Source organism: Streptomyces sp. NPDC086077, from assembly GCF_040686175.1.
Lineage (GTDB): Bacteria > Actinomycetota > Actinomycetes > Streptomycetales > Streptomycetaceae > Streptomyces.
Genome location: NZ_JBFBJT010000064.1, coordinates 1 through 12,035, shown reverse-complemented (window position 1 = coordinate 12,035; position 12,035 = coordinate 1). Strand labels below are relative to the sequence as shown.

Here is a 12,035-nt window from a genome sequence, read left to right as displayed (position 1 = left end):
CCCGAAGCGGCTACAGGTCTAGTCCAATATCAGGGTACGCCCGCGGCGATCGAGCCCGCGAGACGGCGTCGCGCCGGTACCGGGGCCGAAACCGGCACCGGCGCCGCGCCGCTCAGCCGAAGATGTTCAGCTCGCCCACCTGCACGCCCGCCAGCTCGAAACCGGCCGCGTCCACCGACCGCCCCGAGTACAGCCGTACGAGCGTCGACGCGTCTCCGATGTACCGTCCCGGCGGCCGGTCCCCGCTCACCTCACCGAGCCGCAGCGGCTCGTCCAGGTCGTCGAGGTCGGCGTGCAACGCCACGTGTCCCCGCTCCCGCGTGATCCGCACCAGCAGTTCGAGCGCGTGCGGCAGGCCCTTCCCGGCGTACGCCTCCGGCTCCCCGAGCGCCGCACGCACATCACCCGCGTGCACCCACTCCCCCAGCGCGAGCCCGTCCAGCGCGCCTTCCGCCTGGGCGATCACCGGCCCCGCCTCGGTCATCCCGCGCTCCAACTCGTCGACGACCTGCGCGTCGGTCCAGCCGGCGCGCTCGGCGATGTCCCGGTCGTTCGACTCGGGCGAGAACACGCCCTTCTCGAACCGCCCCTGGACCGCGCGCGTCAGCACCGCCGAGCTGTGCGCCAGCACATCGCGCACCGTCCACCCGGGGCACGCGTCCGCCGGTGTCGCGAAGTCCCCCTCCCCCCGTCCCCGCAACCACGGGATCAGCTGATCCCGCTCCACCACCAGCAGCCGCCCCGGCAGCTCCGGGTCCCGTACCTCGCCGTGCATGTCAGCAGAAGTCATGCACCCACGCTAGGCGCAGAATTGACGGCATGCCCGAACCCAGCACGCTTCGCGTCCGCTTCCGTCAGGCGCTGGAGGCCGCCCGGGGCCCCGAGGGCGGCCCCGACCCGGTCCCGTACGCCGACGATCTGATCGCCCGCTGGCGGGAGCCGCAGCGGCACTACCACACGCTGACCCACCTCACCGCGGTCCTCGACCACGTCGACGTACTGGAGAAGTACGCCGACGACCCCGCCCTCGTCCGTCTCGCCGCCTGGTTCCACGACGCGGTCTATCTCCCGGACCGCTCCGAGAACGAGGAACGCTCGGCCCGGCTGGCCGAACGCGCGCTCCCCGAGGCCGGCCTGTCCGAGGCGGGGACCGCCGAGGTCGCCCGCCTGGTCCGCCTCACGGCGGGTCACGCCGCGGCCGACGACGACCGCAACGGCCAGGTCCTCTGCGACGCCGACCTCGCCATCCTCGGCTCGCCCCCGTCGGTGTACGCCGCCTACACGGCCGCCGTCCGTGAGGAGTACGGCTTCGTCCCGTCCGACGCCTTCCGCGCGGGCCGAGCCGCCGTCCTGCGCGACCTGCTCGCCCTGCCTCGCATGTACCGCACCCCGTACGGCGCGGAGCACTGGGAGGCGACGGCCCGCTACAACGTCACCTCCGAGCTGGAAATCCTGTCGTCCTGAGGAGGTGCCGTCGCCTACTCTGCGCCGCATGGCAGACACGGGTGGGGAAAAGGTGCGGCAGGCCGTCGCCGGCGCCGTCGCGGTGCTGCGGACGGCGACGGACCGCGACTGGCGTGCGGTCGACGCGGGCACTACGACGTGGAGTTGCCGTAGGACGGCCGAGCACGTCGCGGGCTGCCTGCTGGCCTACGCGGGGCAACTCGCCGGACGCGCGCGGGACGCGTACGTGCCCTTCGAGATCACGCTCGACGGCGACGAGGACGGCCTCGACCCGGCCGACAACGAGGGCGTGCTCCAAGTCACCGAGACGACCGGCGCGTTGCTCACGGCGGCGATCCGCACCACGCCCCGCGAGGTGCGCGCCTTCCACCCGTACCCCTTCCGCAGCGCCAACCGCGAGGGCTTCGCCGCGATGGGCGTCGCGGAGGTCCTGCTCCACACCCACGACATCGCCCAGGGACTCGGCCTGGCCTACGAGCCGCCGGCCGGGCTGTGCACCTACGTCCTCGGCACGATCTTCCCGCACGTCCAGCCCGCCGCCGACCCCTGGCGCACCCTCCTGTGGGCCACCGGCCGCGGCGACCTCCCGGGCCGCGCCCCGGTCACCGACTGGCGCTGGAGCAACAACCTCGTGATCCCGGCCGGCCGCCTCACCCTGGAGGGCGTCACCCCGCTCGCGGCCGCCGACCTCGCCGCGGGCGGCGACGGCGGGTTCGATTGGGTCGAGGGCGGTCCCTTCGAGGGCACCCGCGAGGCCGCGGGGATGACGGCGAAGGCGTACGAGGCGGGGGTGCACCGCCCGGAGTTCGGGCTCTTCGTCCTGGTACGCCACGAGGACGGCCGCGCGATCGGCGGCATGGGCTTCCACGGCGCTCCCGACGAGGACGCCCGCGCCGAGATCGGCTACGACCTCGCCGAGCGGGCCCGCGGCCAGGGCTACGCCACGCAGGCCCTGCGCGCCTTGGCGGACTGGGCCCTGGCCCGGGAGGACGTACGGTCCCTGTTCGCGACGGTGGACCTGGGCAACGTGCCGTCGCAGCGGGTGGTGGAGCGGGCCGGGTTCGTAAAGGTGAGCGAGGGCGAGGACGAGCAGTTCGCCTACGAGCTGCGGCGTGCCTGAGTACGGCCGTACGGCCGTACGGCCCAACGACTCAGCGGCTCACCGCTCCGACGTATCACCGCCCCGTCGGCCTACCGGCCCTTGGGTCTGCGCAGTCCTGCCCCGTTCAGCAGGCGCACCACTTCCCTGCTGCTGACCTCCACCGCACCGGCGGCCACCGCGTCGGCGTAGCGGTGGGACGGGATGTCGTAGTGGTCCCGCTCGAAGGCGCGGCGGGGGACGCCCAACCCGTCGGCGAACGTGTGCAGTTCGTCATAGGAGAGATCGCTGACGAGGTGGGACCACATGCGTCCGTGGCCGGGCCAGGTCGGCGGGTCGATGTAGATCGTCACGAGGCGGAGGCACCGCCCGGGCCCGCCCCCAGGGAACCGACCGCCGCGACCTTCACGCCGGCCTTGTGGCACACCCAGTGCGGGTCGGGTCCGAGTTCGGGCTCGACGTCCAGGGCGTGCGGGTCGCCGGAGCCGCAGACCGGGCACAGGGGCCAGCGGCCGTAGCGGTCGAGCAGCGCGTCCTGCACGTCCTGGGCGATCAGCCCGGCGACGTACTCCGCGCCGTCCGGCCACTGTTCCACCCACCAGCGCCGCTGTACGACGGACTCCTCGACCAGCGAGACGACGTCCGCCTCGGCGACCTGGCCCGCGACGAGGTCGGCCAGCACGAGGGCGCGGGCGGCGTGCAGCGCCTGCTCCAGGGGGCTGATGGGGTCCATGCCCCCATTGTGCGCACTCTTGACCGCAACGCCGAGCCGAAAATATCTTTCACCTGTGACCCGTGAAGTGAAGGAAACTTTCGGCAGCGGCGGCCGGGCCCGGCCCGGTGCGGCCCCCGGGCCCGGCGCGGCGCCCCGCACGAGTCCGCCCGCGCCCGCCGCCCTCGCCGCCAAGGTGCGCACCCTGGCCCCCTCCATGACCCGCTCCATGCAGCGCGTCGCCGAGGCCGTGGCGAACGACCCGGCCGGCTGCGCGGCCCTCACGGTCACCGGCCTCGCCGAGCTCACCGGCACCAGCGAGGCGACCGTCGTGCGCACCGCCCGCCTGCTCGGCTACCCCGGCTACCGCGATCTGCGCCTAGCCCTCGCCGGCCTCGCCGCCCAGCAGCAGTCCGGGCGCGCCCCCGCCATCACGACCGACATCGCGGTCGACGACCCGATCGCCGACGTCGTCGCCAAACTCGCCTACGACGAGCAGCAGACCCTCGCCGACACGGCGGCCGGACTCGACACCGCGCAGCTCGGCGCGGCGGTCACCGCGCTCGCCGCCGCCCGGCGCACCGACGTGTACGGCATCGGCGCGTCCGGGCTGGTCGCGCAGGACCTCACCCAGAAGCTGCTGCGCATAGGGCTCATAGCCCACGCGCACAGTGATCCGCACCTCGCCGTGACCAACGCCGTGCAGCTGCGCGCGGGGGACGTCGCCATCGCGATCACCCACTCCGGGTCGACGACGGACGTCATCGAGCCGCTGCGGGTGGCCTTCGAGGGCGGGGCCACGACCGTGGCGATCACCGGCCGCCCGGACGGGGCCGTGGCGCAGTACGCCGACCACGTCCTGACGACGTCCACGGCTCGCGAGAGCGAGCTGCGGCCCGCGGCGATGTCGTCCCGGACCAGTCAGCTGCTGGTCGTGGACTGCCTGTTCGTGGGGGTGGCGCAGCGCACGTACGAGACGGCGGCACCGGCGCTGTCGGCGTCGTACGAGGCGCTGGCGCATCGCCATCGCAGTGGGCCGCGGTAGCTGGTGACGCCGGTCGCGCCGGGCCTCCGGCTCCTGGCGCGACCGGCCCGTACCGAAAAGTCGCCGACCAGACATCGAAGAGAGCCGCTTCTCCATGACCTCGACCTCCGACCCCCGTGATGTGCAAGCACAGTTGGAGACCCTGACCACCGAGGCGTTCCGGCCCGAGCTCGCCGAGATCGACCGGCTGCCCACGCTGGAGATCGCGCAGTTGATGAACGGCGAGGACACCCTGGTGCCGGCCGCGGTCGCCGAGCGGCTGCCCCGGATCGCCGCGGCGATCGACGACATCGCCGCCCGGATGGCCCGCGGCGGCCGGCTCGTCTACGCCGGCGCCGGTACCGCGGGCCGCCTCGGCGTGCTGGACGCCTCCGAGTGCCCGCCCACCTTCAACACCGACCCCACCAGGGTCGTGGGCCTGATCGCGGGCGGCCCCGAGGCCCTGGTCACCTCGGTCGAGGGTGCCGAGGACTCGGGTGACCTGGCCCGGCAGGACCTGGAGGCGCTGCGGCTGACTCCCGACGACACCGTGGTCGGGATCTCCGCCTCCGGCCGCACCCCGTACGCCGTGAGCGCCGTCGAGCACGCCCGTGCGCAGGGCGCCCTGACCGTCGGCCTCGCCTGCAACGCGCACAGCGCCCTCGCGGCCGCCGCCGACCACGGCATCGAGATCGTCGTCGGCCCCGAGCTGCTCACCGGCTCCACCCGTCTGAAGGCCGGCACGGCACAGAAGCTGGTCCTCAACATGCTCTCGACGATCACCATGATCCGGCTGGGCAAGACCTACGGGAACCTCATGGTCGACGTCCGCGCCTCCAACGAGAAGCTGCGCGCCCGCTCCCGCCGTATCGTCGCCCTGGCCACGGGCGCGTCGGACGAGGAGATCGAACGGGCCCTGGCCGCCACCGACGGCGAGGTCAAGGCCGCCATCCTGACGATCGTCGGCGGGGTGGACGGGGACACGGCCGCCCGCCTCCTGGAAGACTCCGGCGGCCACCTGCGCGCGGCCCTCGAAGCCACCACCCGCTGACCGCACGGCAGCTTTGTCCGGCCGTGGCGTCATCACGCCCTCAGCGGTGGCCCCGGCCGGCTTCTCGAACCGGTCGGACGTCGGCGACCTCCAGACCGCTGTCGTCATTCCTGTCGACCGCCCTGCGGAACACGATGGGGTGGGAAGCCGGTGGTGTACGAGTCCGGCACGGGGCTCGTACCATCGCAAGCCCGCGTCATTCAGGAAGGACCACAGGCGACCGATCATGAATCACGCTCAGCTCACCGCTCTGGGGCGCGCTCTCCGGTTGCTCGGGGAGCATGGGGAGGCTCTCGGCGGGGACACCCCGGACGCGCGGTTGCACGAGGTCAAGGCCGATCTGCGGCGGGCTCTCGATCTGCTGGAGGAGAGCGTCACCACCGCCGCGCCCAGCACCCGCTGCGCCGAACATCCGACGGGACCCGTCGACGAGAGCGCGCCCGACCGGTGTCTGCTGTGCGAGACCCGGCGCCGGGCCGCCCGGCGGGCCGAGTTCAACGGGCCCGCCGCGCCCACCGCCTCCACCGGGTCCACGCCGTCCCGGTACGGCGTGCGCGGTGACCGGCCGCAGCCCCAGCAGCGGTGGCTGCCGGAGCTGTGGAACGGGCAGGAGTGGCAGTTGTGCGGCACCCCGCGCCGGGACCGCCGGGAGGCCGAGCTGTATCTGGCGGCCCAGCGGCGGGGTTCGCGGCCCGCTATGGCCTACCGGCTCGTGCACGAGTTCACCGACTACGAGGTGCTCCGGGTCTGGGGCACGCCGGTGCGGGTCGACATCGAGCCGATGGGAAACCTCTGAGCGACGGCGCTCACGCCTTCGCGGACTCCGGCAGCGGCCTCGGCATCTCCGAGGGTGCCGCCCCGGACGCCTGGCCCCCGGGGTTCTGGCGGGGCAGGAACGACGCGACCACGAACGCGAGGAGCGCGGCTCCCGCGCCGACCGCCAGCACCGTGCGGAAGCCCTCCCGCGACGGCAGCGCGAACGAGCCGAACGTCGTCGTCATCTGGGCCAGGATCACCCCCGCGACGGCGCTCGCCACCGACGTACCGATGGACCGCATCAGCGTGTTGAGGCTGTTCGCCGCGGCCGTCTCCGACGCCGGTACGGCGCTCATGATGAGCGCGGGCATCGAGCCGTACGTGAAGCCGATGCCGGCGCCGATGACGCAGGAGACCAGGACGAAGTGCCACACCTGGTCCATGAGGGCGATGTTGAGGGCGTAGCCCGCCGCGACGATCAGGGCGCCGATCATCAGGGTGACCTTGGGACCCTTCGCCTTGGAGACCGCCGCCGACACCGGTGCCGTGGCCATCATGACCAGGCCGGACGGGGCCATGACCAGGCCCGCCGCGAGCATCGACCGGCCGAGGCCGTAGCCCGTCGCCGACGGCAGTTGCAGCAGCTGCGGAATGACGAGGGACATCGCGAACATCGCGAAGCCGACGGCCACCGAGGCGAGGTTCGTGACCAGGACCTGGCGGCGGACCGTGGCGCGGAGGTCCACCAGCGGCTGCCCGACGCGCAACTCCCACCAGCCCCAGACGAGAAGGACCACGACGGCCACGCCGAACAGGCCCAGCGTGGTGCCGCTGGTCCAGCCCCAGTCGGCGCCCTTGGAGATGCCCAGCAGCAGGCAGACCAGGCCGACCGCCATGCCCAAGCCGCCGACCAGGTCGAAGCGGCCACCCGTGCGGACCTGGGACTCGGGCACCAGGGTGAGAACGAGGACACCGGCCACGACACCGAGCACGGCCGAGGTCCAGAACAGGGTGTGCCAGTCGAAGTTGTCGGCGATCAGCGCGGCGGCGGGCAGGCCGAGGGCGCCGCCGACGCCGAGGGAGGCACTCATCAGGGCGGTGGCGGAGCCGAGGCGTTCGGCCGGGAGTTCGTCGCGCATGATGCTGATGCCGAGCGGGATCACGCCCGACGCCAGCCCCTGCAGGACCCGGCCGACGATCATCGGGCCGAGGGTGTCGCTGAGGGCGGCGGTGACCGAGCCCGCCACCAGCATCACCACGCTGACCAGCAGCATCCGCCGCTTGCCGTACATGTCGCCGAGCCGTCCCATCACAGGCGTGGCCACGGCTGCGGCGAGCAGGGTGGCCGTGACGGCCCAGGCGGTGTTCGAGGACGAGGCGTTCAGCAGCCGCGGCAGCTCGGGGACGATCGGAATGACCAGTGTCTGCATCAGGGACACGACGACTCCGGCGAAGGCCAGCACCGCCACCACGGCGTTCGACCTCGGCGGGGCGGAACCCCCGGTCGGGGCGGGGTGGGCAGGGGTGTCGGTCATGGATGGCCTCCGTCGCGGGCATGCGAAGTACTTGACTTAGGCAACCTTGCATCAGTTGATTGACTTACTCAAGAAAGCCAGGTCAAGGTCACGCAAAGAGGGGCGGAACCCAGGTCGTCCCAGGTACCGCCCCTCGCACGTCGTCTCAGCTCAGCGAGCCGAGCGCCCCCGCGTCCCACGCCGTCAGCTCGTCGAACCGCCCCGCCAGCACCTTCTGGGCCCAGCGCGGATCCTGGAGCAGCGCCCGCCCCACGGCCACCAGGTCGAACTCGTCACGCTCCAGCCGGTCCAGCAGGTTGTCGATGCTGCCCACCCCGGCCCCCTCGCCCGCGAACGCCCTCAGGAACTCCCCGTCCAGGCCGACCGACCCCACCGTGACGGCGGCCTTGCCGGTGAGCTTCTTGGTCCAGCCCGCGAGATTGAGGTCCGAGCCCTCGAACTCCGGCAGCCAGTGGCGGCGGGTCGAGGCGTGGAAGCCGTCGACGCCGGCCGCCGCCAGCGGGGCGAGGATCGCCTCCAGCTCCTGCGGGGTCCCGGCGAGCCGCGCGTCGTAGGCGTCCTGCTTCCACTGCGAGTAACGGAAGAGGATCGGGAAGTCCGGCGAGACGGAGGCGCGCACGGCGGCCACGACCTCCGCCGCGAACTTCGTACGGGCCACCAGGTCACCCCCGTAGGCGTCCGTACGCCGGTTGGTGCCGGCCCACAGGAACTGGTCGATGAGGTAGCCGTGGGCCCCGTGCAGCTCGACGCCGTCGAAGCCGATCCGCTCGGCCGCCGCGGCGGCCTCGGCGAAAGACAGGACGACGTCGTCCAGGTCCTGCTGGGTCATCACCCGGCCGGTCCCCTCGGTGCCGTCCGTCCGCACCCCGGACGGACCGACCGCGGGCGCCTCGGGGTACGGAGGCTGACCCTGACGGCGCACCATTCCGATGTGCCACAGCTGCGGCACGATCTTCCCACCTGCCGCGTGCACCTCCTCGGCGACCTTCGCCCACCCCGCCAGCTGCTCCTCGCCGTGGAAGCGCGGCACGTCGTCGCTCTCCCCGGCCGACTCGTGTCCGACGTAGGTGCCCTCCGTGACGATCAGACCCACGCCCGCGCCGGCGCGCCGGGAGTAGTACGAGGCCACGTCCGCGCCGGGGATGCCGCCCGGCGAGAACTTGCGGGTCATCGGCGCCATCACGATCCGGTTGGGGACGGTCAGGCCGCCCACGGTGAAGGGCCGGGCGAGGACCTGGGCCGCTCGGGAGATGTCGGATGAGGCGGTGACGGTCACGTGGGGGCTCCTCGGGGTCGCCGGTCGGCGGTCGGGCACACGCACCTGCTTGTCGGGAGACTCATGCGTGTGCGAATTATGCGCATGCATAGAAGCACACTTCCGCGACAACCACCCTCCGACGCCCGCCATTCCGGCCCGTCCCGCACGACTTCATGTGATCCGGGCCACTCCCGGGCACCACGTCCGGGCGGAAGAATGCCCGTATGACGAAGCCCGCCGCCCTGGTGCCCCCGCAGGAGCTGGAGCGATCCGCCGTGGTGGCCAACAACACGATGAACCGGGAGCGCGGCCTCGCCGGCGTCAACAGCTACACCCGCGAGCTGGGCCTCGACCCCCTGAGCCGGCTGACCGGCCGTTCCGCGCCGTCCTGGCTGGACCTGTGCAGCGGCGAGGGCCGCGCCCTGCGCGAGGCGGCCTCGGTCCTGCCCTCCGACGCCGTGCTCACCGGTGTCGACCTGGTGGGTCCGCTCGTCCCCGCGCCGGCCCCGCCCACCGTGCGGGAGGTCGTCGCCTCGGTCGCGACCTGGACGCCGGTACGGACGTACGACCTGGTCACCTGTGTGCACGGGCTGCACTACGTCGGCGACCAGCTCGGACTGCTCGCCCGCGCCGCCTCCTGGCTCGCCCCGGACGGGCTGCTGATCGCGCACTTCGACCCGGACTCGATACGCGACGCGGACGGCGCACCGGCCGGCCGGACGGCGGTCGCGGCGCTGCGGCGGGCCGGATTCGGCTACGGCCCCCGGCACCACCGGCTGACCCTGCGCGGCGGGCGCGCGGTGCGGTTGCCGTTCCGTTACCTGGGCGCCGACCCGGCGGCGGGGCCGAACTGGACCGGCCAGCCCGCCGTCGCCTCGCACTACGCCCCCGCGGACTGAGAACGCCCGAGGGCGGCACCCCCTGTCTCCAGGGAGTGCCGCCCTCGGTACTTACGGACGGATCCGATCCTCGAAGGGATCAGAAGTCCATGTCACCGCCCGGCATGCCGCCGCCGGCCGGGGCCGCGGCCTTCTCCGGCTTGTCGGCGATGACGGCCTCGGTGGTGAGGAAGAGCGCGGCGATGGAGGCGGCGTTCTGCAGGGCAGAGCGGGTCACCTTCGCCGGGTCGATGATGCCCTCGGCGATCATGTCGACGTACTCGCCGGTCGCGGCGTTCAGACCGTGGCCGACGGGCAGGTTGCGCACCTTCTCGACGATGACGCCACCCTCGAGACCACCGTTGACGGCGATCTGCTTGAGCGGGGCCTCCAGGGCGAGCTTCACGGCGTTGGCGCCGGTCGCCTCGTCACCCTCGAGGTCCAGCTTCTCGAAGACCGTGGAGGCCTGGAGCAGGGCCACGCCACCACCGGCGACGATGCCCTCCTCGACGGCCGCCTTCGCGTTGCGAACGGCGTCCTCGATGCGGTGCTTGCGCTCCTTGAGCTCGACCTCGGTGGCGGCACCGGCCTTGATGACGGCCACGCCGCCGGCCAGCTTCGCCAGACGCTCCTGGAGCTTCTCGCGGTCGTAGTCCGAGTCGCTGTTCTCGATCTCGGCGCGGATCTGGTTGACCCGGCCGGCGACCTGGTCGGCGGAGCCGGCGCCGTCGACGATGGTGGTCTCGTCCTTGGTGATGACGACCTTGCGGGCGCGGCCCAGGAGGTCCAGGGTCGCGTTCTCCAGCTTGAGGCCGACCTCCTCGGAGATGACCTCGCCGCCCGTGAGGATGGCGATGTCGCCGAGCATGGCCTTGCGGCGGTCACCGAAGCCCGGGGCCTTGACGGCGACGGACTTGAAGGTGCCACGGATCTTGTTGACGACCAGGGTCGACAGGGCCTCGCCCTCGACGTCCTCGGCGATGATCAGCAGCGGCTTGCCCGACTGCATGACCTTCTCCAGCAGCGGGAGCAGGTCCTTGACGTTGGAGACCTTGGAGTTGGCGATGAGGATGTACGGGTCCTCCAGCACCGCCTCCATGCGCTCCATGTCGGTGGCGAAGTACGCCGAGATGTAGCCCTTGTCGAAGCGCATACCCTCGGTGAGCTCCAGCTCCAGACCGAAGGTCTGGGACTCCTCGACGGTGATGACGCCTTCCTTGCCGACCTTGTCCATCGCCTCGGCGATGAGCTCGCCGATCTGGGTGTCGGCGGCGGAGATGGAGGCCGTGGAGGCGATCTGCTCCTTGGTCTCGACCTCCTTGGCCTGGTCGAGCAGCGCGCCGGAGACGGCCTCGACGGCCTTCTCGATACCGCGCTTGAGGGCCATCGGGTTGGCACCGGCGGCCACGTTGCGCAGGCCCTCGCGGACCAGCGCCTGGGCGAGAACGGTGGCGGTGGTCGTACCGTCGCCGGCGACGTCGTCCGTCTTCTTGGCGACTTCCTTGACCAGCTCGGCGCCGATCTTCTCGTACGGGTCCTCGAGCTCGATCTCCTTGGCGATGGAGACACCATCGTTGGTGATCGTGGGGGCGCCCCACTTCTTCTCGAGGACGACGTTGCGGCCCTTGGGGCCGAGCGTCACCTTCACGGCGTCCGCGAGCTGGTTCATGCCGCGCTCGAGGCCGCGCCGCGCCTCCTCGTCGAACGCGATGATCTTGGCCATGTGAAGTGGTCCCTCCAGGACTGGGGGTGATTCCTTCGGACCGCGCCCGCGCCCGCGACGGACGGCTCGCCTGCCTCGTGGTTCCTTGCCCCACACGGCTTGCGGCCTCACCGACCCGGTCCTTCTTTGTCACTCTCACCTTCAGAGTGCTAACGCCAATGATTAGCACTCGCCCCTGCCGAGTGCAAGCGCCTCCCCGGATCCGGGCGAGGTCTGCGCCGCCCCCGGACACGCCCCGGCCACGCACGCCGAAGGGCCCGCACCCCCGGGGAGGCACGGGCCCTTCGAACAGAAACGTCACATACGGTGGTCGCGCGCTTAAGCGGTGAGACGAACCATGTCGGCCTGCGGGCCCTTCTGGCCCTGCGAGATCTCGAACTCGACCCGCTGACCCTCTTCGAGGGTCCGGTAGCCGTCCATCTGGATCGCGCTGTAGTGGACGAAGACGTCCGCACCACCGTCGACCGCGATGAAGCCGTACCCCTTCTCCGCGTTGAACCACTTGACGGTGCCCTGAGCCATGCCTAACTCCCCT

The 12,035-nt window shown here is 72.1% G+C and carries 13 protein-coding genes; 6 read left to right on the top strand and 7 right to left on the bottom strand.

The genetic code is table 11. From position 1 onward, the window contains the following. Positions 1-112 precede the first annotated feature (112 nt). Positions 113-775 (bottom strand): maleylpyruvate isomerase family mycothiol-dependent enzyme, encoded by a 663-nt coding sequence (locus AB0O67_RS19755; RefSeq protein ID WP_365451769.1) that lies wholly within the window; start codon positions 773-775, stop codon positions 113-115. Between the two features lie 44 nt (positions 776-819). Between AB0O67_RS19755 and AB0O67_RS19750 the strand changes: the two genes are divergently transcribed. Both AB0O67_RS19750 and AB0O67_RS19745 read left to right on the top strand, forming a co-directional pair. Further along, positions 820-1,464 (top strand): hypothetical protein, encoded by a 645-nt coding sequence (locus AB0O67_RS19750; protein ID WP_365451723.1) that lies wholly within the window; start codon positions 820-822, stop codon positions 1,462-1,464. A gap of 28 nt (positions 1,465-1,492) precedes the next feature. Further along, positions 1,493-2,584, top strand: coding sequence for a GNAT family N-acetyltransferase (locus AB0O67_RS19745; RefSeq protein WP_365451721.1), 1,092 nt, complete (start codon positions 1,493-1,495; stop codon positions 2,582-2,584). Positions 2,585-2,655: 71 nt separating this feature from the next. Here the strand turns inward: AB0O67_RS19745 and AB0O67_RS19740 are convergent, their stop codons facing one another. After that, positions 2,656-2,916: a DUF4031 domain-containing protein gene (locus AB0O67_RS19740; RefSeq protein WP_365451719.1), complete on the bottom strand. Its 261-nt coding sequence runs from the start codon at positions 2,914-2,916 to the stop codon at positions 2,656-2,658. After that, entirely contained in the window at positions 2,913-3,296 is a 384-nt protein-coding gene (locus AB0O67_RS19735) for a hypothetical protein (protein ID WP_365451717.1), read from the bottom strand. Before AB0O67_RS19735 ends, AB0O67_RS19740 begins: the two co-directional genes overlap by 4 nt. A 55-nt stretch (positions 3,297-3,351) precedes the next feature. Between AB0O67_RS19735 and AB0O67_RS19730 the strand changes: the two genes are divergently transcribed. The 3 genes from AB0O67_RS19730 (at position 3,352) to AB0O67_RS19720 (ending at position 6,146) form a co-directional block, all read left to right on the top strand. Next, positions 3,352-4,320 (top strand): MurR/RpiR family transcriptional regulator, encoded by a 969-nt coding sequence (locus AB0O67_RS19730; protein ID WP_365451715.1) that lies wholly within the window; start codon positions 3,352-3,354, stop codon positions 4,318-4,320. A 94-nt stretch (positions 4,321-4,414) separates the two neighbouring features. Next, the gene (gene murQ, locus AB0O67_RS19725; protein ID WP_365451713.1) at positions 4,415-5,350 is read left to right on the top strand and encodes an N-acetylmuramic acid 6-phosphate etherase; all 936 of its coding nucleotides are present in this window, start codon (positions 4,415-4,417) and stop codon (positions 5,348-5,350) included. Between the two features lie 226 nt (positions 5,351-5,576). Continuing rightward, positions 5,577-6,146 (top strand): hypothetical protein, encoded by a 570-nt coding sequence (locus tag AB0O67_RS19720; RefSeq protein WP_365451711.1) that lies wholly within the window; start codon positions 5,577-5,579, stop codon positions 6,144-6,146. A 10-nt stretch (positions 6,147-6,156) separates the two neighbouring features. Here AB0O67_RS19720 and AB0O67_RS19715 read toward each other — a convergent pair whose 3' ends face one another. Together AB0O67_RS19715 and AB0O67_RS19710 are read right to left on the bottom strand one after the other, a co-directional pair. Then, a complete protein-coding gene (locus AB0O67_RS19715) occupies positions 6,157-7,641 on the bottom strand; it encodes an MFS transporter (RefSeq protein ID WP_365451709.1) in 1,485 nt (494 codons plus the stop codon). A 145-nt stretch (positions 7,642-7,786) separates the two neighbouring features. Continuing rightward, positions 7,787-8,917, bottom strand: a complete 1,131-nt coding sequence (locus AB0O67_RS19710; RefSeq protein ID WP_365451707.1) for an NADH:flavin oxidoreductase — start codon at positions 8,915-8,917, stop codon at positions 7,787-7,789. A gap of 206 nt (positions 8,918-9,123) precedes the next feature. Between AB0O67_RS19710 and AB0O67_RS19705 the strand changes: the two genes are divergently transcribed. Beyond that, positions 9,124-9,798 carry a methyltransferase domain-containing protein gene (locus AB0O67_RS19705; RefSeq protein ID WP_365451705.1) on the top strand — a complete coding sequence of 225 codons (675 nt, stop codon included), beginning with the start codon at positions 9,124-9,126 and terminating at the stop codon, positions 9,796-9,798. Positions 9,799-9,877: 79 nt separating this feature from the next. Here AB0O67_RS19705 and groL read toward each other — a convergent pair whose 3' ends face one another. Both groL and AB0O67_RS19695 read right to left on the bottom strand, forming a co-directional pair. Next, positions 9,878-11,500, bottom strand: a complete 1,623-nt coding sequence (gene groL / locus AB0O67_RS19700) for a chaperonin GroEL (RefSeq protein ID WP_365451703.1) — start codon at positions 11,498-11,500, stop codon at positions 9,878-9,880. A gap of 318 nt (positions 11,501-11,818) precedes the next feature. Continuing rightward, positions 11,819-12,022 carry a cold-shock protein gene (locus AB0O67_RS19695; RefSeq protein WP_219092312.1) on the bottom strand — a complete coding sequence of 68 codons (204 nt, stop codon included), beginning with the start codon at positions 12,020-12,022 and terminating at the stop codon, positions 11,819-11,821. Between the last annotated feature and the right edge of the window lie 13 nt (positions 12,023-12,035).